24 protein-coding genes and 1 tRNA gene are annotated in these 21,078 nt (G+C 67.2%); 11 read left to right on the top strand and 14 right to left on the bottom strand.

Annotated features, from left to right (window positions below):
* Positions 1-9 precede the first annotated feature (9 nt).
* Positions 10-603, bottom strand: a complete 594-nt coding sequence (locus DW306_RS11950) for a DUF308 domain-containing protein (protein ID WP_136055810.1) — start codon at positions 601-603, stop codon at positions 10-12.
* A 179-nt stretch (positions 604-782) separates the two neighbouring features.
* Between DW306_RS11950 and DW306_RS11945 the strand changes: the two genes are divergently transcribed.
* The 4 genes from DW306_RS11945 (at position 783) to DW306_RS11930 (ending at position 4,394) form a co-directional block, all read left to right on the top strand.
* Positions 783-1,181, top strand: coding sequence for a helix-turn-helix transcriptional regulator (locus tag DW306_RS11945; protein ID WP_136055825.1), 399 nt, complete (start codon positions 783-785; stop codon positions 1,179-1,181).
* A 5-nt stretch (positions 1,182-1,186) separates the two neighbouring features.
* The gene (locus DW306_RS11940; protein WP_136055809.1) at positions 1,187-1,597 is read left to right on the top strand and encodes a VOC family protein; all 411 of its coding nucleotides are present in this window, start codon (positions 1,187-1,189) and stop codon (positions 1,595-1,597) included.
* A gap of 30 nt (positions 1,598-1,627) precedes the next feature.
* Complete coding sequence (locus DW306_RS11935; protein ID WP_136055808.1) at positions 1,628-3,985, top strand: excinuclease ABC subunit UvrA; 2,358 nt, start codon at positions 1,628-1,630, stop codon at positions 3,983-3,985.
* Positions 3,986-4,088: 103 nt separating this feature from the next.
* Positions 4,089-4,394: a hypothetical protein gene (locus DW306_RS11930; RefSeq protein ID WP_136055807.1), complete on the top strand. Its 306-nt coding sequence runs from the start codon at positions 4,089-4,091 to the stop codon at positions 4,392-4,394.
* A 219-nt stretch (positions 4,395-4,613) separates the two neighbouring features.
* Here DW306_RS11930 and DW306_RS11925 read toward each other — a convergent pair whose 3' ends face one another.
* Complete coding sequence (locus tag DW306_RS11925; protein WP_136055806.1) at positions 4,614-5,231, bottom strand: TetR/AcrR family transcriptional regulator; 618 nt, start codon at positions 5,229-5,231, stop codon at positions 4,614-4,616.
* A 74-nt stretch (positions 5,232-5,305) separates the two neighbouring features.
* Between DW306_RS11925 and DW306_RS11920 the strand changes: the two genes are divergently transcribed.
* Both DW306_RS11920 and DW306_RS11915 read left to right on the top strand, forming a co-directional pair.
* The gene (locus tag DW306_RS11920) at positions 5,306-5,686 is read left to right on the top strand and encodes a DUF1761 family protein (protein ID WP_136055805.1); all 381 of its coding nucleotides are present in this window, start codon (positions 5,306-5,308) and stop codon (positions 5,684-5,686) included.
* A gap of 30 nt (positions 5,687-5,716) precedes the next feature.
* The gene (locus tag DW306_RS11915) at positions 5,717-6,001 is read left to right on the top strand and encodes a DUF1905 domain-containing protein (RefSeq protein ID WP_136055804.1); all 285 of its coding nucleotides are present in this window, start codon (positions 5,717-5,719) and stop codon (positions 5,999-6,001) included.
* A 5-nt stretch (positions 6,002-6,006) separates the two neighbouring features.
* On the opposite strand, the gene DW306_RS11910 is transcribed toward DW306_RS11915, so the two are convergent.
* Positions 6,007-6,549 carry a dihydrofolate reductase family protein gene (locus tag DW306_RS11910; RefSeq protein WP_136055803.1) on the bottom strand — a complete coding sequence of 181 codons (543 nt, stop codon included), beginning with the start codon at positions 6,547-6,549 and terminating at the stop codon, positions 6,007-6,009.
* A gap of 119 nt (positions 6,550-6,668) precedes the next feature.
* Here DW306_RS11910 and DW306_RS11905 point away from each other — a divergent pair, with 119 nt between their 5' ends.
* On the top strand, positions 6,669-7,304 hold the full coding sequence (locus tag DW306_RS11905; protein WP_136055802.1) for a TetR/AcrR family transcriptional regulator: 636 nt from the start codon (positions 6,669-6,671) through the stop codon (positions 7,302-7,304).
* Between the two features lie 7 nt (positions 7,305-7,311).
* Here the strand turns inward: DW306_RS11905 and DW306_RS11900 are convergent, their stop codons facing one another.
* Together DW306_RS11900 and DW306_RS11895 are read right to left on the bottom strand one after the other, a co-directional pair.
* A complete protein-coding gene (locus tag DW306_RS11900; protein ID WP_136055801.1) occupies positions 7,312-7,908 on the bottom strand; it encodes a hypothetical protein in 597 nt (198 codons plus the stop codon).
* Between the two features lie 9 nt (positions 7,909-7,917).
* Positions 7,918-8,283: a VOC family protein gene (locus tag DW306_RS11895; RefSeq protein WP_205814161.1), complete on the bottom strand. Its 366-nt coding sequence runs from the start codon at positions 8,281-8,283 to the stop codon at positions 7,918-7,920.
* 54 nt (positions 8,284-8,337) lie between these two features.
* Between DW306_RS11895 and DW306_RS11890 the strand changes: the two genes are divergently transcribed.
* Positions 8,338-9,663 (top strand): MFS transporter, encoded by a 1,326-nt coding sequence (locus DW306_RS11890; RefSeq protein ID WP_136055800.1) that lies wholly within the window; start codon positions 8,338-8,340, stop codon positions 9,661-9,663.
* Positions 9,664-9,681: 18 nt separating this feature from the next.
* Positions 9,682-10,104: a GNAT family N-acetyltransferase gene (locus DW306_RS11885; protein WP_136055799.1), complete on the top strand. Its 423-nt coding sequence runs from the start codon at positions 9,682-9,684 to the stop codon at positions 10,102-10,104.
* A gap of 4 nt (positions 10,105-10,108) precedes the next feature.
* Here DW306_RS11885 and DW306_RS11880 read toward each other — a convergent pair whose 3' ends face one another.
* From DW306_RS11880 to polA, 7 genes are read right to left on the bottom strand one after another with little or no spacing between them, the layout of a single operon-like run.
* Positions 10,109-10,840: an SUMF1/EgtB/PvdO family nonheme iron enzyme gene (locus tag DW306_RS11880; protein ID WP_168429311.1), complete on the bottom strand. Its 732-nt coding sequence runs from the start codon at positions 10,838-10,840 to the stop codon at positions 10,109-10,111.
* A gap of 18 nt (positions 10,841-10,858) precedes the next feature.
* The gene (locus DW306_RS11875; protein WP_342670853.1) at positions 10,859-11,518 is read right to left on the bottom strand and encodes a hypothetical protein; all 660 of its coding nucleotides are present in this window, start codon (positions 11,516-11,518) and stop codon (positions 10,859-10,861) included.
* Complete coding sequence (locus tag DW306_RS11870; protein ID WP_136055822.1) at positions 11,515-12,261, bottom strand: SGNH/GDSL hydrolase family protein; 747 nt, start codon at positions 12,259-12,261, stop codon at positions 11,515-11,517. Before DW306_RS11870 ends, DW306_RS11875 begins: the two co-directional genes overlap by 4 nt.
* Before the next feature lie 48 nt (positions 12,262-12,309).
* Entirely contained in the window at positions 12,310-13,662 is a 1,353-nt protein-coding gene (locus DW306_RS11865; RefSeq protein WP_136055797.1) for an MFS transporter, read from the bottom strand.
* A gap of 48 nt (positions 13,663-13,710) precedes the next feature.
* The gene (locus DW306_RS11860) at positions 13,711-14,745 is read right to left on the bottom strand and encodes an LLM class flavin-dependent oxidoreductase (RefSeq protein ID WP_136055796.1); all 1,035 of its coding nucleotides are present in this window, start codon (positions 14,743-14,745) and stop codon (positions 13,711-13,713) included.
* A 54-nt stretch (positions 14,746-14,799) separates the two neighbouring features.
* Positions 14,800-16,476: a DUF885 domain-containing protein gene (locus DW306_RS11855; RefSeq protein ID WP_136055795.1), complete on the bottom strand. Its 1,677-nt coding sequence runs from the start codon at positions 16,474-16,476 to the stop codon at positions 14,800-14,802.
* Between the two features lie 55 nt (positions 16,477-16,531).
* Positions 16,532-19,165, bottom strand: a complete 2,634-nt coding sequence (polA, locus tag DW306_RS11850) for a DNA polymerase I (protein WP_205814160.1) — start codon at positions 19,163-19,165, stop codon at positions 16,532-16,534.
* A gap of 45 nt (positions 19,166-19,210) precedes the next feature.
* Between polA and DW306_RS11845 the strand changes: the two genes are divergently transcribed.
* On the top strand, positions 19,211-19,639 hold the full coding sequence (locus DW306_RS11845) for a hotdog fold thioesterase (protein ID WP_136055794.1): 429 nt from the start codon (positions 19,211-19,213) through the stop codon (positions 19,637-19,639).
* Here the strand turns inward: DW306_RS11845 and DW306_RS11840 are convergent.
* Both DW306_RS11840 and DW306_RS11835 read right to left on the bottom strand, forming a co-directional pair.
* The gene (locus tag DW306_RS11840) at positions 19,614-20,195 is read right to left on the bottom strand and encodes a GNAT family protein (RefSeq protein ID WP_240747170.1); all 582 of its coding nucleotides are present in this window, start codon (positions 20,193-20,195) and stop codon (positions 19,614-19,616) included. The two genes, DW306_RS11845 and DW306_RS11840, sit on opposite strands and share 26 nt — an antisense overlap.
* A gap of 16 nt (positions 20,196-20,211) precedes the next feature.
* Positions 20,212-20,829 carry a response regulator gene (locus tag DW306_RS11835; RefSeq protein WP_136055793.1) on the bottom strand — a complete coding sequence of 206 codons (618 nt, stop codon included), beginning with the start codon at positions 20,827-20,829 and terminating at the stop codon, positions 20,212-20,214.
* A 92-nt stretch (positions 20,830-20,921) separates the two neighbouring features.
* Here DW306_RS11835 and DW306_RS11830 point away from each other — a divergent pair.
* A tRNA-Leu gene (locus DW306_RS11830) sits at positions 20,922-21,004 on the top strand.
* Positions 21,005-21,078: the final 74 nt, after the last annotated feature.

The following is a 21,078-nucleotide window of genomic DNA, read 5'->3' as shown; positions in this document are numbered from 1 at the left end:
CTCCGTGCGTCATGCGGCAGCGCTCTCCTGCGGGGCGGTGAACGTCTTCGCGTCCCGGCCGAGCGTGATCGCGCGGACGATCTGCACGATGCCCAGCGCCACGAGCGAGATGCCCAGCAGCAGCCAGAACGCCAGACCCGCGATGATCGGCGAGAACAGCACGATGATGCCGGCGATGATGCTCAGCAGCGCGTAGAGCAGCGTCCACACCCGCGAGCCGTCGCTGCCCAGCAGGGAGAGGGAGACGACGCCGTCGACGATCCAGCTGATGCCGATGAAGATGACGACGACGAGTGCCAGCGTCGCTGCAGCGGCTCCGAGATTCAGGTACGCGATCACGCCGGCTGCGATGTAGACGAGCCCGAGCACGATGTGACCGACGCGCGACCATCCGCCCTTCGCGTTGTGGAAGATCGCGAGGCCGATGTAGACGAGGCCGGCGATGATCAGGTAGGTGGCGAAGATCGCCGTCACGATCACCGCGGACTTCACGGGCCAGATCAACAGGACGAGGCCGGCGACCAGTGCGATGACGCCGGAGACGGCCAGCGCGACGCGGACAGACCGGAAGAGGGACTTCGCTGTGGGGAGTGTTTCGGACATGATGTGGACCCTTTCTGAGAGAATCCTGTGGGGATGACCCTCAGGGTAGCGCTCTCATGATCGTCTGGGGAGTGCGTTCCGCGTGAGCGTCTGAGAACGTCACCCCGTGACGCCCGGTGACGTGGAAGGATCGACTCGTGACCCCCGTGGACGATGCACGCCTGCGCGAGCTCGTCGTGATGCGGAAGGTGCGCGACCGCATCGATCGCGAGTACGCGCGTCCGCTGGATGTCGAGGCTCTGGCCAGGGGAGTGCACATGTCTGCCGGGCACCTGAGCCGCCGGTTCCGGGAGACGTACGGCGAGTCGCCCTACTCCTATCTGATGACCAGGCGCATCGAACGGGCGATGGCCCTGCTGCGGCGCGGCGACCTGAGCGTGACCGATGTGTGCTTCGAGGTCGGGTGCTCGTCGCTCGGCACCTTCAGCACCCGATTCACCGAACTGGTCGGTGTCTCACCCCGGGTGTACCGTGAACGCGCCGCCAACGTCGAGGGCATACCGTCCTTCCAGGCCAAGCAGGTCACCAGGCCGATCAGGAATCAAGAAGCACCGCGCACCGATGCGCATCTAACGTGAGCACCATGAACATCAGCATCCACTACGCCTTCCTCCCGCACACCGACTCCGACGCCGCTCTCGGTTTCTATCGAGACACGCTCGGCTTCGAGGTGCGCAACGACGTCGGCTACGACGGCCTCCGCTGGCTCACCGTCGGTCCTGCCGGGCAGCCCGAGACGTCGATCGTCCTGCATCCGCCGGCTGTCGATCCCGGCATCACCGACGTCGAGCGTCAGACGATCCTCGAGCTGATCGCGAAAGGCAGCTACGGAGCCCTCACGCTCGCGAGCGACGACCTCGACGCCCTTTTCGAGCGCCTCGTCGAGAGCGGCGCCGACGTCGTCCAAGAGCCGATGGATCAGCCGTACGGCGTGCGCGACTGCGCCTTCCGCGACCCGGCCGGCAACCTGCTGCGTATCAACCAGGCCAGCTGACCCTTTCAGCCTCGACAACGAAGGACGCCGATGACCGCCACCGAGCATCCCGCAGACACCCACGACCTGATCCGCGTGCAGGGCGCGCGGGAGAACAACCTGAAAGACGTCAGCGTCGATATCCCGAAGCGCCGTCTCACGGTGTTCACGGGCGTCTCCGGGTCGGGCAAGAGCTCGCTGGTCTTCGACACGATCGCCGCCGAATCCCGACGCATGATCGACGAGACGTACAGCGCGTTCGTGCAGGGGTTCATGCCCTCGGTTCCACGGCCCGACGTCGACGTGCTCGAGGGACTGACCACCGCGATCATCGTCGACCAGGAGCGTCTCGGAGCGAACCCGCGGTCGACGGTCGGTACGGTGACCGACGCGAACGCGATGCTCCGCATCCTCTTCAGCAAGCTCGGATCACCGTACATCGGCGGGCCGACGGCGTTCTCGTTCAACATCCCGACGCAGCGGGCCAGCGGTGTGATGACGGGACCCGGCGGCGAGAAGAAGATCGTGAAGGATGCGATCTACCTCGGTGGCATGTGTCCGCGCTGCGAGGGCCGGGGATCGGTGTCCGACCTCGACCTGACCCAGATCGTCGACGAATCGAAATCCCTCGACGAGGGCGCGATCATGGTGCCGGGATACACCGCCGATGGCTGGATGGTGAAGGGCTTCTCACAGTCGGGGTTCTACCCCGGCGACAAGCCGATCGCCGAGTTCACCGAGAAGCAGCGGCATCTGTTCCTCTACGGCGAGGTGACGAAGGTCAAGATCTCGGGGATCAACATGACCTACGAGGGTCTGATCCCGAAGATCAGCAAGTCGATGCTGTCGAAAGACCTCGACGCCCTGCAGCCGCACGTCCGCGCATTCGTCGAGCGGGTCGCGACCTTCGCGCGCTGCCCCGAATGCGACGGCACCCGGCTGACCGAGGGCGCGCGATCGTCGAAGATCGCGGGGATCAGCATCGCCGACGCCTGCCGCATGCAGGTGACCGACCTCGCCGCCTGGGTCCGCGACCTCGACCTGCCCGGTGCGGGGCCGCTGCTCGAGGCCCTCAGCGCGAACCTCGATGCTTTCGTGACACTGGGACTGGGCTACCTCAGTCTCGAGCGACCATCGGGCTCGCTCTCCGGGGGAGAGGCGCAGCGCATCAAGATGCTGCGCCACCTGGGCTCGTCGCTCACCGACATCACCTACGTGTTCGACGAGCCGACGATCGGACTGCACCCGCACGACATCCAGCGCATGAACAGTCTGCTGCTGAAGTTGCGAGACAAGGGCAACACCGTCCTCGTCGTCGAGCACAAGCCCGAGACGATCGCGATCGGCGATCATGTGATCGACCTCGGTCCCGGCGCCGGTGCGGCGGGTGGGGAGATCTGCTTCGAGGGCACGGTCGGGGGACTGAAATCCAGCGGCACGCGCACCGGCGATCATCTGGATGATCGGGCGCAGCTGAAGGATGCCGTGCGAGCGAGCAACGGCGCCATCGAGGTGCGCGGCGCGACCGCGAACAACCTGCAGAACGTCGATGTCGACATCCCGACCGGGGTGCTCACGGTCGTGACCGGCGTGGCCGGGTCCGGCAAGAGCTCGCTCATCCATGGTTCCGTGTCGCGCCGCGAGGGCGTGGTCGCGATCGATCAGGGGGCGATCAAGGGATCGCGCAGGAGCAACCCTGCGACGTACACCGGCATGCTCGAGCCGATCCGCAAGGCGTTCGCGAAGGTGAACGGGGTGAAGCCCGCGCTGTTCAGTGCGAACTCCGAGGGCGCCTGCCCCACGTGCAAGGGTGCCGGGGTCATCATCACCGAGCTCGGATTCATGGACACGATCGAGACGCCGTGCGAGGACTGCGGCGGCAAGCGGTTCCAGGCGAGCGTGCTGGAGTACAAACTGGCAGGCAAGGACATCACCGAGGTCCTCGATCTGCCGGTGTCGGAGGCGCGAATGTTCTTCTCCGACGGGGAGGCGAAGATCCCGGCGGTCACGGCGATCCTGAGCCGTCTCGACGATGTGGGTCTCGGGTACCTGTCGTTGGGACAGCCGCTGTCGACCCTGTCCGGGGGAGAGCGGCAGAGGATCAAGCTCGCGATCCAGATGGGGGAGAAGGGCGACATCTATGTGCTCGACGAGCCCACGACCGGACTCCACCTGGCGGATGTCGACAAGATCCTGGGGCTGCTCGATCGACTGGTCGATTCCGGCAAGACGGTGATCGTGATCGAGCACCACCAGGCCGTCATGGCTCACGCGGACTGGATCATCGACATCGGCCCGGGAGCCGGGCACGACGGCGGGAAGATCGTCTTCGAGGGAAACCCATCGGATTTGGTATCCCAAAAATCCACGTTGACGGGGGAGCACCTCGCGGCTTACGTCGGGGCCTGAAGCTCGGAGGATTTGGTATCCCAAAAATCCATTGTCGCAGGGGAGCTGCTCTCCTGACCTGTAGCGTCGGCTTGACTCGGTGCCGAACAGATGGAGGACGTACATGTCACGCCGATTGTTAGCGCTCATGGCGGAGCTTGGGGACACGTTTCCGGTCTGGGAGAGAACGCCCGGTGAAGGAGGCGGGCCGCTCGATCCCGAGACCTCAGGTCTCTCAGAGCAGCTCATCCAGGATCTCATCGCCTGGAACTCTCGAGGGGAGAAGTACTTCTTCTCGAAGCCACCCGGGAATGAGTCCGACTGGGAGGACGAACTGAATCAGTGCATCAAAGAGGGACGAAGCCTCGCCAAACGCATCGAGATCGAACTCGGACAAGAGATCGACGTACACGTCGACTACAGGCCCTGATCGACCACAGGAACTGATGCGGATCGACCTTGTCCTACTTCGACGACGACTCCGCGTTGCCAGCTGCGCCTCTCGGTGCCGAATCTAGGTAAATGACGATTGACCGATAATGCATATTATGTCAGTTCACTCGGGAAGATGTCCTGAGCACGGGACACGTCGTCGTCCAGTCGGGACTGCGCTGTCCGCCCCCGCTGCGCGCAACACCGCCACTCCGGCTCAGCGCTTTCCGTATCCGGCGAGAAACAGGTCCACTGCGGCACCGCGCGAAGACGCATCATCTCGTCCGCCGAGCAGTCGCGCGTTCAGCGGGGCGCCGATGACCAGCCAGGTGAACTGCTCAGCGGCGGCGTGCGCGTCCTGAACCCGCAACTCCCCTGCGTCCGCCAGTGCGCTCAGCGCGTCGGCGAGGTTTGCGATGTTGGCGTCCCAGCTCTCGGTGAGATATGTCGCGGCGACCTCGGGCTCGCTCTCGGCTTCCGCGGTGACGAGTCGCCGCATCGCCAGTACCGGTTCGCTCAGGATGCCGGCGTGCATCGTCTCCGCGAGTTCGATGAGTCCCTGTCTCGTGTCGGTACTCCCCCGAAGGCGCTCCAGCGCGGGGCGCATCGCGTCTCGGCCGGCTGCCGCCCACTGGTGAACGACCGCCGCGTACAGCGCGCTCTTGGACGGGTGCGCTCGATAGAGCGACGCCTTCGAGATCTTCGCCCGCTTGGCGACCTCGTCCATCGACGCTCCCGCGTAGCCGCGCTCGAGAAACACCTCACGCGCCACCGCGATGAGGTCCTCGCCTTGCAGCCCGGCAGGGCGTCCTCGGGGGGAGAGACCTTCAGCCATGACTTCATATTAGTACTTGACAGTTCTTAAACGACAACCTAGTTTGAGTACTGCCCGGTACTAAAGGAGTGGACATGATCGTATGGGGAATCATCATCGCAACGGTGGTCTCGTTCATCGCGAGCGCGGTCCTCTATGCCATCCCGCCCATCTCTGCGGTCGTCACGCGGACCAGCGCTCCCCGACCAGGTGTGCCCGTCGCCGCGCAGATGATGTCGGTCGTCGTGCGCAGCCTCATCGCCTCCTGCCTCGTCGCAGGGCTGATGCTGGCTGCGGGCTGGCACGGCGCCCTGCCCGGCATCGGGCTCGGGGCGGCTCTGACCGCCCTTCCGCTGATCCTCCTCATGGGCGGCGTGGTGCACGAGAACACGGCACTCCCCACGGCGGGTATCCATCTTCTGGACTGGCTCATCAAGCTCGTCCTCATCGGGGCGATCGTCGGACTCTTCGTCTGACACGGCGCTTCGGAAAGTCAGGAGAAGATCATGGCAGACATCACCCCACTCGACATCACCTTCACCGCCACTCTCGGCAAGGTGCGCGACGGCGACACCTGGACCTGCGTCCAGCTGCCGGATTCGGCATCCGTCTTCGGAACACGCGGCCTGGTCAAGGTCGCCGGAACGGTCGACGGCGAGGCGTTCCGCGGCGCCTTCATGGCACTCGGCGACGGCACGCACAAACTTCCGGTCGCCGCAGCCGTCCGCAAGCGGATCGGCAAATCCGACGGCGACGAGGTCACCGTGCATCTCACGCAGCGCCTCAACTGAACGAACTACGCGACCACGCGGTACCGCAGGTGGGTCTCGCTGGCATAGGCAGAGGTGTCGAGGCGCTCGAGCGCGATGTGGGTCGTCAATCCTGCGAACAGTGAGACGCCGCGACCCAGAAGAATCGGCACCACGTGCAGTTGGATTTCATCGACGAGGCCACGCTCGAGACACTGGCGCGCAATGGTTCCGCCGAGCAGGCTCACCCACTTCTCCCCCGCCGCCTGCGTGGCTGTCGCGACAGCCTCAGCGACGTCGCCGACGACGAAGTTATAGGTCACGTCGTCTTTCACGATGGGTTCGTGGGCGCTGTGCGTCATCAGGAACACCGGCACTCCGAGGATCCCGCCGTACGGAACTTCTCCCTCTTCGATCGTCTGCGTCTTGTTCGCTCCCCCGATGACGGCCCCGAGTTGCTCGACGATCTGCGCGATGACCACCTCGTCCCGGGGATCGGACGGGAATCCGTTCATCCACTCGACTCCCCCGTGCTCGTCTGCCATGAAGCCGTCCACCGACACCGTCGCGTGGATCAGTACCTTCGACATCTCGTCCTCCTCGGTCCGCCGTGATCTGCGAGAGGTGAGTTATTCGTCTCACCTCGCACTGACAGTAGCTCCGGAAGTGTCATGAGTCAACCGTCTCACCTCTCGGGCATACTGGAGACATGACCCGAGAGCTCTCCGCGTATCACCGGCAAGTAGCCGCGACGAATCGCACAGCGATCCTCGATGCCGCGACAGGTCTGTTCCTCGAGATCGGGTACGACCGCAGCTCTCTGGCGCAGGTGGCAGCCCGCGCGGGCGTCTCGAAGGCGACGCTGTTCAAGCAGTTCCCGACGAAGGCCGAGCTGTTCGAGGCCATGGTGCTGGCGGCCGGCGACACGGCCCGGCCCGAGCACCTCGACCCGCCCGCGGGAGATCTGCGCGCGGGTCTGGTGAGCTTGGGAATGGCGTATGCCGAACTCCTCACGCGCCCGCGAATGACGGATCTCATCCGCGCGGTCATCACCGAATCCGCGCGCTTCCCAGAGCTGCGAGAGCAGACGTTCGATTTCGGCACCCTACCGGTGCTCCACGCGCTTCGGAAGTTCCTCGAGGCCGCTGACCGCGACGGCGAGGCCCGCGTGGACGACTTCGACGTCGCCGCCGCGCAGTTCCTGGGCATGATCGCGACCGTGGTCTTCTGGCCACGTCTCGTGCATGGCGGCTGGTCTCTGACGGACGAGGAGACGCGGCGCACGGTAGACGAGGCCGCTGCGACGATCGTCGCGCGCTACGGCGCGGATGGCAGGGGTTCGTGAGAGAGATTCACGCCTCGGCGGGGTCTGCCAACCTCCGCCGGACCCACTCCTCGACCTCACGCGCAACGTCCGCCGGCGCACGCTCGTCAGTGTCGATGATCTCGGCAGCCCAGCGCGGATCACCGCGCTCCCACTCGGCCCAGTGATCCCAGGCCATCGGCACCGCGCTCTCGACACGGATCACCTCGGGCGCGTGGCGCGGGTCGAGCGTGTGGCCGCGGAACCACTCACCGAAACGGTTGTGGTGCACGATCGACGCCGGATCCTCACCGCGCGCCAGCAGACGTGCGGTGCGAGTCTCGGGCGAGCAGTGCAGCAAGCACACGGCGATTCCCTGGAGCCGCTCGGCGGACGGCGCCGCGAAAAGCTCGCCCATCGGAACCTGACCGCAGAGCAGCATGTGCTCGCCGACCGCATCCGCCTGTACTGCCTGCTGAACCCAGTGCTCGATCGCGCCATGCCGCCACGCCGTGTCCGCGCCGTCGGGCACGCCGATCGAATCGAACTCGACGCAGCGCACCGGCACCGGCCAGGACACTCCGTCGAGGTGCGCCAGCACTGTCGACTTGCCTGCTCCGCTGGCACCGGTGAGAGAGAACAGCATCCGGTCAGATTACTGCGCGGCCCAGACTCCGAGCTCGTTACCGCTCGGATCGGCGAAATGGAGGCGCCGACCACCGGGGAATTCGTACGGCAACTGCAGGATCGTGCCTCCGGCGGCCACGATCCCCTCCATCGTCGCGTCGAGGTCAGCCGAATAGAGCAGCACGAGCGGACCGCCGGCCGGTCGAGGCTCTTCAGCGACCAGGAGCCCACCGACCTCGCCCTCGCCGTCGGGGGCGGCGATCCCCGCGTAGCCGGGGCCGTAGTCGACGAAGTTCCAGCCGAATGCCTCGGTGTAGAACCGGGTGGCAGCGGCGAGATCGGTCACGACGAGTTCGACGTAGTCGAGGGAGTGGTGCTGCGGTGTGGTCATCATGCGTGCAGGCTAGCGGCGGCATCCGACATCAGAACACAGGAGTAGCGTGGAAGCGTGCCGCAGGTCTCCCGCTCCCCCCTGTCGACTCCGGAGTGGCGGGCGTGGCTGGTCTGGTCGGTGGGCGTCGCGGCCTACGTGCTCGCGATCACGAATCGTACCTCGCTCGGCGCGGTCGGGGTCGAGGCCGCGGATCGCTTCCAGGCCGACGCGTCGACGCTGGCCCTCTTCGCCGTCGTCCAGCTCGCGGTCTACGGCGGCATGCAGATCCCGATCGGCGTGCTGCTGGACCGCTACGGTTCGCGCCCGATCATGACGGTCGGCATGCTCCTGATGGCTGCCGGCCAGCTGACCATGGCCCTCTCCCCCAGCGTGGGCATCGCCATCGTCGCCCGTGTGCTCCTCGGCGCCGGTGATGCAGCGATCTTCCCCGCGGTGCTCCGTCTCGTCGCGACCTGGTTCCCTGCGCAACGCGGCCCGATCATGGTGCAGTTCACGGGGATCGTCGGGCAGGCCGGGCAACTGATCGCCCTCGTCCCGCTCGCCGCGCTCCTGCATGCGACGACCTGGACGATCACCTTCGGCAGCATCGCCGGGCTCGGCGTTCTGTTCGCCATCCTGGTCTTCCTCATCATCCGCAACCATCCGCCCGAGCGCGACGCCGACGTCTCGGTCAACACCGACACCGGCGTGATCCGCGTGGTCACCTCGGCGATAGACACCGGCGTCGGAATCCGCGCGGCCTGGGCGCACCCCGGCACCCGGCTCGCCTTCTGGTCGCACTTCACGACGCCGTTCGCCGGCACGGCCTTCATCCTCCTCTGGGGGATGCCGTTCCTGACGGCGGCACAGGGACTCGACAGCGCTCACGCTGCGGGCATCATCTCGGTCTACGTGGTCGCCGGCATGGTGCTGGGACCTGTCATCGGCGATCTCTCCCGAAGGCTGCCGAACCATCGTTCCCTGGCGCTTGTCCTCCCCGCCGTCGGAGTGCAGATGCTGGCCTGGATCATCGTCCTCGCCCTCCCCGGACCCGCTCCCCTGTGGCTGCTCTACGTGCTCGCGGTGGCGCTGGCGACCGGCGGCCCGGCATCGATGATCGCCTTCGACCACGCCCGCACGCACAATCCCTCGCACCGCCTGAGCACAGCGACCGGCGTCACCAACGCGGGCGGCTTCATCGCCGCCCTCATCGCGATCTTCCTGATCGGACTCGTGCTCGACCTGCAGGGCGCGGGAACGCCCGATACGTATTCGCTCGATGCCTTCCGCATCGCCTTCCTCATGCCCATCCCGCTCTGGGTGCTCGGTGTCGTCTTCATCCTCATCGAGCGCAAGCGCACGCGCATCCGCATGGGTCTGGATCCCGAGCGGCGTCGCTGAGCGCTCATAGGATGAAGCATGGTCTCCGGCTTCACCTTCTCCTCCGACACATCCCGCATCGACCGTGCTCAGGTGCATGCCTGGCTCAGCGAGCAGGCGTACTGGGCCAAGGGTCGCGCGCGCGAGGTGCAGGACGCCGCCATCGACGGCTCCCGGAACTACAGCGTCTGGAACGCAAACGGCGAGCAGGTCGCGTATGCCCGCGTGGTGACGGATGCCGTGACGTTCGCCTGGCTCTGCGACGTCTTCGTCGATGAGAGCGCTCGAGGCAACGGCGTCGGGAAGATGCTCGTCGAAGGCGTCATCGCCGACCTGCAGCCCCTTCCGGTGAGCCGCATCCTGCTCGCCACCGCCGACGCGCACGGTCTCTACGCCCAGTACGGTTTCGCGCCTGCAGAGGACCCCAACCGCTACATGATCAAACAGATGAAGACTGCCTGAGTGATCAGCGACGGAGGGGCGTCCACCCCGGCGGTAGCGGTCCGTCGAAGGCCGCCCTCTCCCGGTCGACCTTCGCGGACCATCCCTGCGCCTCGCCGTCGCCGTCGAACGCGCCGCGCGCGAGGCGCACGCCGACGTCGTCGTGGTGCATGCGCGGCGCTCCGCCGCGACGGACCGATGCTCGCACGCTCCAGGCATCGTCGGCGAAACCGCCGCCGCGGAACACCCGGTAGTCGTCATACCGCGCCGGATCCAGGAGGTCCCAGCACCACTCCCACACGTTGCCGAGCGTGTCGAACAGCCCGTTGAGGTTCGGGATCTTGCCGCCCACGTTCTGCGGCGCCGCTACGCCGTCGGCGCTGGTCCACGCGGCATCCGCGAGCGGCGCGTAGTGCGGGCCGACCGATCCGGCGCGGCACGCGAACTCCCACTCCGCCTCTGTCGGCAGCCGGTAGCCGTCTGCCGTGACGTCCCAGCTCACGTCCTCTCCATCGAAGAGGTAGACCGGATCGAGGCCCTCCCATTCGGAGGCCGCGTTGCAGAAGTGCACGGCACGCAGCCAGCTGACATCGACGGCAGGACGGGACGGATGCCGCTGGGCGATGCCGAGCACGTCGGCCAGCTGCTCCTCGGTGACCGGATACACGCCGATCTCGAACGGCTCCAGTTCCACCGTGCGCTGGAGCTTCCGACGCGCGTCGTGCAGGGTCACGGATCCCGCAGGAATGCGGGTCATCTCGAAGTCCGACACGCTTCAGCCAGCGATCCGGATCTCGCCGGTGGGTGTCGTCGCGGTGTCAGGCTTCGCCCGATCGGGCAGGCGGATCGCGAACAGACGCAGGAAGTACTGGCACAACGGTCCGACGAGCAGAGCGAACGCCAGGGTGCCGACTCCGACGTTCCCGCCGAGCGCCCAGCCGACCACCACCACCATCACCTCGAGCCCGGTGCGCACGACCCAGATCGGCCATCCGGTGCGCCGATGCAGGCCGGTCATGAGGCCGTCGCGCGGTCCGGGGCCGAAAGCGGCGCCGATGTACAGCCCGGTGGCCCCCGACAGCACCAGCAGACCGATCACGAAGAAGAGGATCCGCACCCACAGCGCGTCGGTCTCAGGGATCAGCAGGAAGCCGACGTCGGCCGCGGGACCGACCAGCAGCGCGTTGAGCACCGTGCCGATCCCGGGCTTCTGGCGGATCGGGATCCACAGCAGCAGCACCACGATGCTGACGAGGATCGTGATCACACCGAACGACAGCGGGACGTGGCGTGCGATCCCCTGCGTCAGGACGTCCCAGGGAGCTGCCCCGATCATCCCGCGCACGATGAAGGCGATGCCGATGCCGTAGAGGAACAGGCCGACGAGCAACTGGGTGATGCGGCGCGGCATCCGACGACCGCGCAGTCGGTTCACGATGGTGTCCGCTCGACCCACATCGGGTACTTCGCCGTGCGGCCGTCCCCGGAGGACGTACGCGTCACTCGACGACGGACCCACGGGCCGACGTGCTCGCGATAGTACGCGAGACCGGAAGGTCCTGCTCCGCCGCGTTCGCTCGGCGCCCACCAGGTCTCCGGCGGCTCGAAGCCCAGGGCATGGACGACCCGGGCCGCGACTCGGTGGTGGCCGGCCGCGTTCATGTGCAGACGGTCCTCCGACCAGTACGCGCTCTGGGCGAGCTCACGGTCGGGCCAGTTCAGCGCACGGATCACGTCGGGGCGATCTTCGATCCGGCGGAGCACCGCCTCGGAGAGGAGATCGCCGCGACGCTGTACCAGCGACCCCATGGGCAGCTGACCGCTGGGGTTCGCGCCGGAGAGCAGGATGAGCGTGACGCCCTCTTCGTCGCAGCGACGGAGCACGCGGCTGAAGGCGTCGGCGATGTGCTCGAGGTCTGTGCGCGGCCTGAGCATGTCGTTCCCTCCCCCGTTGAAGGAGAGGTGAGTCGGTCGGAGAGCGAGCGCCGGCTCCAGCTGCTCGTGCACGATCGGCCAGGCGAGCTTGCCGCGGATCGCGAGATTCGCGTACTGGATCGAGTGTCCGGCGGCGTCGGCCCAGCCCTGCGCGGCGAGATCGGCCCAACCACGCTCCCTGCCGTCGGGGAGCACATCGCCGACCCCTTCCGTGAAGGAGTCGCCGATCGCCACGAAACGCACATCTGCCACCGCACAAGCCTATTCCCGCGCGGGGAGGGCCCGCGCCGCTCAGCGGTCGTCGAGGGTGGCGCCGCCGCGGTCTGCGAGCCCCCAGGCGGCCGCGGCGGCCAGGACGAAGCAGGCGCCGAAGACGATGAACAGCAGCGGCGTGCCGCCGGCGACGAGCAGCAGGGGCACGGACAAGGGCGCGACGATCGAGGCGATGCGCCCGACACCGGCCGCCCATCCTGCCCCGGTCGCCCGGAGCGACGTGGGATACGTCTCGGGTGTGATCGCGTACAGAGCACCCCAGGCGCCCAGGTTGAAGAACGACAGGGCCATGCCCGAGGCGATGATCGCGACCTCGGTGGTGGCGGTTCCGAAGAACACGGCCGAGACCGCAGAGCCCACGAGGAAGACCGACAGGGTCACCCGCCGCCCCCAGACCTCGATGAGCCAGGCGGCGACCGCGTAGCCGGGAAGCTGTGCCAGCGTGATGATCAGAGTGAACCCGAACGAGCGCACCAGATCGAAGCCGGCATCGAGCAGGATGCTGGGGATCCAGATGAACGCGCCGTAGTACGCGAAGTTGACGCACAGCCACACCAGCCAGAGGCAGAGGGTGCGCACCCGGAACTCCTGGTTCCACAGGGTCTTCAGACGCGCGCGGGTCGTGACGGCGATCGCCCTCGACGGCGGTTCCTTGCGGATCGCGGGTGCCGCGACGACACCCGCCTCGGCTTCGAACGCCGACACGATCCGGTCCGCCTCGGCGATCCGACCGCGCGAGGCGAGCCAGCGCGGAGACTCCGGAAGCCCCCACCGGATGATCAGCGCGTAGATCGCCGGAATCGCCCCGAGCGCGAACGCCCAGCGCCATCCTGCGTCGGATGCCGGGATCACGAAGTAGCCGATGAGGGCAGAGGCCGTCCAGCCCACGGCCCAGAACGCCTCGAGGATCACGATGAGTCGTCCGCGGATGCGGGCGGGAGCGAACTCGCTGACGTAGGTCGAGGCCACGGGCAGCTCGGCCCCCAGACCGAGACCGACGAAGAACCGAAGGACCAGCAGAGCGGCGATCCCGCCGACCACCGCACTCGCGCCGGTCGCGATGCCGTACACGAGCAGGGTGAGCGCGAAGACCTGACGGCGGCCCAGCCTGTCGGCCAGAAGTCCGCCGAGCGTCGCGCCGACCGCCATGCCGAGGAAGCCGATCGAGGCGATCCAGCCGGCGTCGGTCTTCGTCAGTCCCCACTGCTGGGTGAGCGCAGCGAGGATGAACGAGATGAGCCCCACGTCCATCGCGTCGAGAGCCCAGCCGGCTCCTGATCCGGTGAGCACGCGGAGATGACGCTTCGTGAACGGCAGATCGTCGAGGCGCGCGGCGAGCGACGCACGGCTCGGCAGGGCGGTATTGGCCATGTCCTCATCGTAGGGCGGCGCACGGGTGCGCCACCCTGCGATGACGGTTCAGTCGCGCTCAGCGAGGATCTTGCGCACCCGCGGGATCACCTCGGTGCCGTAGAGCTCGATGCTGCGCATCATCGACTCGTGTGAGAGGGTACCGGTCGCGTACTTCAGGTCGAACCGCCCGAGTCCGAGCGTCGTGACGGTGTCGGCGATCTTGGCCGCCACCCGGTCGGGCGAACCGGCGTAGATGGCGCCTTCGGGACCGACGTCGTTCTGGAAGCGCGCGCGGCTGTACGCGGGCCAGCCGCGTTCGCGTCCGATGGTGTTGTTCATCGCCTCGAAGCCGGAGTATGCGGCGTCCCAGGCTTCGGCATCCGTCTCGGCGATGTGACCGGGCGAATGCACCGATACCGGGTGGGCCGTCGTGCCGAAGGACGCGACCGAGCGGTGGTACAGCTCGACGAACGGCTTGAACCGGATCGCGGGACCGCCGATGATCGCGAGCATGAGTCCGAGGCCGTGGCGCGCGACGCGCACGACGGATTCCGGGCTGCCGCCCACGCCGACCCACGTGCGAAGCCCGTTCTCCGTCTTGGGGAACACGTTCGCGTTGTCGAGCGGAGCCCGCATCGTGCCCGACCAGGTGACGGGCTCCTCCTTGAGCAGCTCGGTGAACAGCTCCAGCTTCTGCTCGAACAGCGCCTCGTAGTCTCGGAGGTCGTATCCGAACAGCGGGAACGACTCGATGAAGGATCCGCGACCGAGCACGACCTCGGCGCGACCGCCGGACAGCGCGTCCAGGGTGGAGAAGCGCTCGAAGACGCGGACCGGGTCGTCGGACGACAGCACCGTGACGGCCGTTCCGAGGCGGATGCGTTCGGTGCGGGCGGCGATCGCCGCCAGAACCATCTCGGGTGCGGAGACCGCGAACTCGGAGCGGTGGTGCTCCCCCACTCCGAAGAAGTCCACACCGACGCTGTCAGCCAGCTCCGCCTGCGCCACGACATTGCGGATCGTCTGCGCCGCGGTGAGCAGCTCACCGTCGGCGTCTCGCGTGATGTCGCCGAACGTGTCCAGTCCGAATTCGATGCTCATGTCATCCCTTTCCATTCAGATGCATGAACACGTCTCGGCGCTGCCGCATTCCCGTCAGCGTGGCAGGAGCGAGGTGCGAAGGGTGTCCAGGCCGACGCCGCCCATGTCGAGCGCCCGCTTGTGGAACTCCTTGAACGAGAAGTTCTCCCCCTCGGCAGCGCGCACGGCATCGCGGACCTGCTCCCAGATGCGCTGCCCCACCTTGTACGACGGAGCCTGACCCGGCCACCCGAGGTAGCGGTTCACCTCGAACTGCACGAACTGGTCCGACATGTTGACATTGCTGCGCATGAAGTCCAGAGCGTACGCCGCGTCCCAGGTACCCGTTCCGTCGAGGCGGGGCTTGCCCAGGTGCACGCCGATGTCGAGGACGACGCGGGCGGCGCGCATGCGCTGTCCGTCGAGCATGCCGAGACGATCGGCGGGATCGTCGAGGTAGCCCAGCTGCTCCATGAGGCGCTCCGCGTACAGGGCCCAGCCCTCGGCGTGCCCCGAGGTGCCGGCGAGCAGGCGCCGCCACGAGTTCAGCTCGGCACGGTTGTAGACCGCCTGCGCGATCTGCAGGTGATGGCCGGGTACGCCCTCGTGGAAGACCGTGGTCAGCTCGCGCCAGGTGTCGAACTCGGTGACGCCCTCGGGCACCGACCACCACATGCGGCCAGGACGGGAGAAGTCGTCCGTCGGACCGGTGTAGTAGATCCCGCCCTCCTGGGTGGGCGCGATCATGCATTCGATCGTGCGGATCGCCTCCGGGATGTCGAAGTGCGAAGCCCCGAGCTCGGCGACCGCGCGGTCGCTCGTCTCCTGCATCCACTTCTGGAGAGCATCGGTGCCGACCAGCTTGCGGGCAGGATCGGACTCCAGGTGGGCGACGGCCTCTTCGACCGAAGCGCCCGGCAGGATCTCGTTCGCGATAGCGGTCTGCTCGGCCACCATGCGTGCGAGTTCCTCGCGGCCCCACTCGTAGGTCTCGTCGAGGTCGATCGTCGCCCCGAGGAAGCGACGGGAGTTGAGCGCGTAGAGCTCCCGGCCGACCGCGTCGACCTCACCCGCGGCGGGCGCGAGTTCCTCGGCGAGGAACCGACGGAGTTCGCCGTAGGCGACGCGCGCTGCGGCGGAGTTGTCGGCGAGCGTGCGGGCGAGGGATGCCGGCAGCTGTCCCTCCTCCGGGGCGGCATCGGCGACGAAAGCCGCGAAGAATCCGTCGTCGGCGGTGTAACGATCGATCTGGGTGGCGACCTCGACGACCTGGCGCCGTGCGGGAGTCACCCCTTCGGCGATGCCCTGCCTCAGGGTCTCGGTGTAGCCGCGCAGGGCGTCGGGTACCGCGGCGAGTCGCTTCGCGATGACACCCCAGTCGTCGGCGGTGGCCGTCGGCATCAGGTCGAACGCCGCGCGCACATCCTGCGCGTTCGAGGCGATCACGTTGAGGTCGCGCAGGTGCCACTTGGCTTCGTGGAGTTCGAGATCGAGGCGGAGCTCGGCGCTCAGGTCGGTCTTGGTGACCTCGTCGATCGCGTCGACGGGCTCGAGCGACGAGAGCTTGTCGAGTGTGGCGCGCGCCGCGTGGGCGACCTCCTCGTGTCCCTGCGGGCTCAGGTCGCCGAAGCGATCGTTCACCTCGTCTCGTCCGATGTAGGTGCCGAGGGTGGGAGCGAGGACAGCGATCGTATCGACCCACTCATCGGCGACCTTGTCGATGGCGGACGGAGTGCGGGGAGCTGAAGTCATCCCTTCAGCCTAATCCCCGGCCCCTCCTCGATATATCGGTTCTGTCCGCGGCCGCTCAGTGCGCGGCCTCGTTCCAGTCGGCACCGCGTCCGACCTGCACGTCGAGCGGAACCCGCAGGTCGGCGGCATCACCCATCCGCTTCCGGACGACGCGCTCGACCGCATCCCACTCACCGGGGGCGACCTCGACCACGAGCTCATCGTGGATCTGCAGCAGCGCTCGCGACGAGAGCTTCTCGGACCGCAGGTCGTCGTGGATGTGCAGCAGCGCGATCTTCATGATGTCGGCCGCGCTCCCCTGGATCGGCGCATTGAGGGCCGCACGCTCGGCGTTCTCACGCAAGACGCGGTTGGGACTCGCGAGGTCGGGGAACGGGCGGCGGCGGCCGAAGATCGTCTCGGTGTAGCCGACCTCCTTCGCCTTCATCACCGACGCACGCAGGTAGTCGCGGACAGCGCCGAACCGGGCGAAGTACTCGACCATCAGCTGCTTGGCCTCGGACTGCTCGATGCGCAGCTGCTTGGAGAGCCCGAAGGCCGAGAGCCCGTAGACGAGTCCGTACGACATCGCCTTCACCTTCGTGCGCATCGCCGGTGTCACTTCGCTCGGATCGACGCCGAAGACCCGTGCGCCGACGAAGCGGTGGAGGTCTTCACCGCTGTTGAACGCCTCGATGAGCCCCTCGTCGCCGGAAAGATGCGCCATGATGCGCATCTCGATCTGCGAATAGTCGGCCGTGAGGAGCGCCTCGTAGCCCTCGCCCACCTGGAAGGCGCTGCGGATGCGACGCGACTCCTCGGTACGGACCGGGATGTTCTGCAGGTTGGGGTCGGTGCTGGACAGGCGTCCGGTCTGGCTTCCGGTCTGCACGTACGTCGTGTGCACGCGGTGGTCGTCGCCGATGGCGGTGTCGAGAGACTCGATGATCTGGCGGAGCTTCGTCGCCTCACGGTGCTGCAGGAGCAGGCTCAGGAACGGATGCGGGTGCGTCTCCTGCAGATCTGCCAGCGCGGCGGCATCGGTCGAGTAGCCCGACTTCGTCTTGCGGGTCTTCGGAAGCTGCAGGTCTTCGAACAGCACCTCCTGCAGCTGCTTGGGCGATCCGAGGTTGAACTCGCGTCCGATGCTGGTGAACGCCTCCTGTGCGAGTCCGTCGGCCCGGGTCGCGAGCTCACCCGAGAAGGTCGACAGCACGTCGTGCGACACGGCGACCCCGGCGACCTCCATGTCGGCGAGCGTGGTCAGGGTGGGGAGCTCGATGTCGACGAGCACCGTGTTCACCGACTCGGGGATGTCCTCGCGCAGCGCATCGGCGACGCGGAGAGCGAACCACGCCTCCTGCGAGGGGGTCGCGCCCTCGGTCTCGGGCACGAGCTGAGAGGGATCGGCTTCCGGCAGCTTCTCGCCCAGGTAGCGCTCGACCAGGTCGGCGAGCGTCTTGTCGGGGAAGCTCGGCCGCAGCAGCCACCCGGCCAGGCTCGTGTCGTACGCGAGGCCGTCGAGGCGCATGCCCTGACGCAGCAGCGCTTTGACCTGGGGCTTCGCATCGTGCAGGACCTTCGGGCTCGCGGACTCGATCCAGTCGCGCAGCGCCTCGGGCGCGGCATCCGTCCAATCCGACTCACGCAGCTCGCTGGTCGTGGCCACCCCGATGCGGACGGGCGTGCCGTTCTGCGTGACGATCCGCACCGCGACGTCGCCGTCTTGAGCGACGGCCCACGCGGCGAGATCAGAGGGTGCGACCTCCGCGGGCTCCGGCATCACGACGGCGGACGCCGGGTCGTCGGCGACCTCGCCGGCACCGACGGCCTCGAAGACGCGCGGGAGGAGCGTGCGGAACTCGAGACGGGCGAAGATGTCGCGAACGGCCTGCGCGTCGATCGGCGTCACCGCGAGGTCGCCCGGTGCGACCGGAAGCTCGACATCGGTGAGGAGCCGGTTCAGCTTGCGGTTGCGCCGCACATCATCGATGTGGTCGCGCAGGTTGCCGCCGACGACACCCTTGATCTCGTCGGCGCGATCGAGCAGCTCGTCGAGCGTGCCGAACTGGGTGAGCCACTTGACCGCGGTCTTCTCGCCGACCTTCGGCACTCCGGGGAGGTTGTCGCTGGTCTCGCCTACCAGGGCCGCGATGTCGGGGTACTGCTCGGGACGCACGCCGTAGCGCTCCTCGACCGTCGCCGGGTCGTACCGCTTGAGCTGCGAGACCCCCTGCACGTTCGGGTACAGCAGCGTGACCTCGTCGTTCACCAGCTGGATGCTGTCGCGGTCGCCGGAGACGATCAGCACGTCGTAACCCTGCTCCACACCTTGCTTCGAGAGTGTGGCGAGGATGTCGTCGGCCTCGATCCCCTCCTTGGTGAGCACGGGGATGGACATCGCGGCGAGACAGTCCTGCAGCAGCGGGATCTGCCCGCGGAACTCCTGCGGGGTCTCGGACCTCGTCGCCTTGTACTCGGGATACTCGTCGGTGCGGAACGAGTGGCGCGAGGTGTCGAAGGCGATCGCCAGGTGGGTCGGCTGCTCGGCCTTGATGAGGTTCACCAGCATCGACAGGAACCCGTAGATGGCGTTCGTGTGCTGGTTGTCCTTGGTCGTGAAGTTCTCGACCGGAAGGGCGAAGAAGGCACGGTAGGCGAGCGAATGGCCGTCGATGACCATGAGGGTAGGCTTTGCGGAGTCCGTCACCCTGTCAGCCTAACGAGGACGACAGACACCCGCTGAGGAGGATTCATGAGCGACGTCTCGACGAGCGAAGGACTCGACTGGGCGACAGCCCGAGGGATGGGCGCCCTCGCTCAGAAGATGGGCATGGAGTTCCTCGAGTTCAGCCTCGAACGCTGCGTCGCGACCCTCCCCGTCGAGGGCAACACGCAACCCGTCGGTCTCATGCACGGCGGCGCCTACGTCGTCCTCGGAGAATCCCTCGGCTCGATGGCGGCGAACCTCCACGCCGGTCCCGGCCGCCTCGCTGTCGGGGTCGACATCAACGCGACTCACACGCGCTCCGCCACGTCGGGCGTCGTCACGGGAGTCTGCACCCCCGTTCACCTCGGACGCAGCATCACGGTGCACGAGATCGTCGTGACCGACGATCAGGGGCGACGCTGTTCCACGATACGGATCACGAACATGATCAAGGCCGTTCCCGCCGAGGGCTGAGAGGTTCCTCCAGCAGCAGCTGGAACAGCAGGTGGTCCTGCCACTCCCCCGCGATCCGCAGATACTTCGGCGCGAGGCCGATGCGCTCGAACCCGGCACCGGCGAGCACGCGCTGCGATCCGATGTTGTGCAGCAGGGTCGCCGCCTGGAGACGGTGCAGACCCAACTCGTCTCGGGCGTACTCGGCGACGCGCGCGACAGCGCGGGAGGCCAGCCCCTGTCGCAGTCGTGAGACGCCGATCCAGTACCCGAGATCGGCACTCCAGAACGCCCCGCGCACGATGTTGTTGAGGTTCATCCGTCCGCGGATCTCGCCGTCGTCCGACTCGATCACGAATCGGATGCTGCGACCTGACGCGGCATCCGTCACGCATTGCCGCGCGTGCTCCTCCTGCGATTCCTCGGTGAAGAACGTCTCGGAGCGGGTCGGCTCCCACGGGGCGAGGTGCTCGCGGTTCGCACGGTAGGCGCGCGCCAGAGCTGCGCCGTCGCCGACGCGCACCGGCCGCAGGATGTGCTCGGCGTCGAGCCGAACTTGAGATTTCGGCAGGCTCAATCTGAGCCCTCCGGGCTCACTTCTTCGGCGCGAGCTGCTCGATGATGGCCTTGGCGACGTCCTGCATGGTCAGACGGCGATCCATCGACGCCTTCTGGATCCAGCGGAACGCCTCGGGCTCGCTCAGGCCCATCTTCTCGTTGAGAAGACCCTTGGCGCGGTCGACGAGCTTGCGGGTCTCGAAGCGCTCGACCATGTCGGCGACCTCGGCCTCGAGCGTGATGATCTGCTCGTGACGGGCGAGAGCGATCTCGATCGCCGGGAGCAGGTCGTTCGGGGTGAAGGGCTTCACGACGTATGCCAGGGCACCCGCCTCGCTCGCTCGCTCGACGAGCTCCTTCTGGCTGAACGCCGTCAGGAGCACGACGGGGGCGATGTTGCCCTTGTGCAGCTTCTCCGCCGCACTGATGCCGTCGAGCTGGGGCATCTTGACGTCCATGATGACGAGATCGGGGCGCAGCTCGGTCGCGAGAGCGACGGCGGTCTCACCGTCACCGGCCTCGCCGACGACATCGAAGCCGTTGTCGCGAAGGATCTCGACGATGTCGAGACGGATCAACGACTCGTCTTCGGCGACGACGACGCGTCGGGGTGCGGATGCCGTGGGCTCTACAGCCTGTTCTTCCTCTGTCACAGATCCATCCTAGTGGAGAGGCCCCGTGCACCGGCGGTCGCTCGGCGCGCCCGCGCGATCCGCTGCGCTAAAGTCGAAGGCGCGACACACGAGCCGGCGTGGCGGAATGGCAGACGCGGAGCACTCAAAATGCTTTGTCCGAAAGGGCGTGTGGGTTCGAGTCCCACCGCCGGCACCCTCTGAGAAGAACGTCCGATGCCCGTGAGCCGGATCCTTCCGCCCACGTCCGTAGTGCGCTAGAAAGTCCCT

This window comes from Microbacterium sp. K24 (assembly GCF_004794465.1).
In the GTDB taxonomy this organism is placed as follows: domain Bacteria; phylum Actinomycetota; class Actinomycetes; order Actinomycetales; family Microbacteriaceae; genus Microbacterium.
This window is presented reverse-complemented; position numbering and strand designations above follow the sequence as displayed.

Excerpts from the sequence above, each read along its gene's own strand:
- DW306_RS11950 (WP_136055810.1), bottom strand. The coding sequence starts at position 603 with ATGTCCGAAACACTCCCCACAGCGAAGTCCCTCTTCCGGTCTGTCCGC.
- DW306_RS11945 (WP_136055825.1), top strand. The coding sequence starts at position 783 with ATGCGGAAGGTGCGCGACCGCATCGATCGCGAGTACGCGCGTCCGCTG.
- DW306_RS11940 (WP_136055809.1), top strand. The coding sequence starts at position 1,187 with ATGAACATCAGCATCCACTACGCCTTCCTCCCGCACACCGACTCCGAC.
- DW306_RS11935 (WP_136055808.1), top strand. The coding sequence starts at position 1,628 with ATGACCGCCACCGAGCATCCCGCAGACACCCACGACCTGATCCGCGTG.
- DW306_RS11930 (WP_136055807.1), top strand. The coding sequence starts at position 4,089 with ATGTCACGCCGATTGTTAGCGCTCATGGCGGAGCTTGGGGACACGTTT.
- DW306_RS11925 (WP_136055806.1), bottom strand. The coding sequence starts at position 5,231 with ATGGCTGAAGGTCTCTCCCCCCGAGGACGCCCTGCCGGGCTGCAAGGC.
- DW306_RS11920 (WP_136055805.1), top strand. The coding sequence starts at position 5,306 with ATGATCGTATGGGGAATCATCATCGCAACGGTGGTCTCGTTCATCGCG.
- DW306_RS11915 (WP_136055804.1), top strand. The coding sequence starts at position 5,717 with ATGGCAGACATCACCCCACTCGACATCACCTTCACCGCCACTCTCGGC.
- DW306_RS11910 (WP_136055803.1), bottom strand. The coding sequence starts at position 6,549 with ATGTCGAAGGTACTGATCCACGCGACGGTGTCGGTGGACGGCTTCATG.
- DW306_RS11905 (WP_136055802.1), top strand. The coding sequence starts at position 6,669 with ATGACCCGAGAGCTCTCCGCGTATCACCGGCAAGTAGCCGCGACGAAT.
- DW306_RS11900 (WP_136055801.1), bottom strand. The coding sequence starts at position 7,908 with ATGCTGTTCTCTCTCACCGGTGCCAGCGGAGCAGGCAAGTCGACAGTG.
- DW306_RS11895 (WP_205814161.1), bottom strand. The coding sequence starts at position 8,283 with ATGATGACCACACCGCAGCACCACTCCCTCGACTACGTCGAACTCGTC.
- DW306_RS11885 (WP_136055799.1), top strand. The coding sequence starts at position 9,682 with ATGGTCTCCGGCTTCACCTTCTCCTCCGACACATCCCGCATCGACCGT.
- DW306_RS11880 (WP_168429311.1), bottom strand. The coding sequence starts at position 10,840 with ATGACCCGCATTCCTGCGGGATCCGTGACCCTGCACGACGCGCGTCGG.
- DW306_RS11865 (WP_136055797.1), bottom strand. The coding sequence starts at position 13,662 with ATGGCCAATACCGCCCTGCCGAGCCGTGCGTCGCTCGCCGCGCGCCTC.
- DW306_RS11860 (WP_136055796.1), bottom strand. The coding sequence starts at position 14,745 with ATGAGCATCGAATTCGGACTGGACACGTTCGGCGACATCACGCGAGAC.
- DW306_RS11855 (WP_136055795.1), bottom strand. The coding sequence starts at position 16,476 with ATGACTTCAGCTCCCCGCACTCCGTCCGCCATCGACAAGGTCGCCGAT.
- DW306_RS11845 (WP_136055794.1), top strand. The coding sequence starts at position 19,211 with ATGAGCGACGTCTCGACGAGCGAAGGACTCGACTGGGCGACAGCCCGA.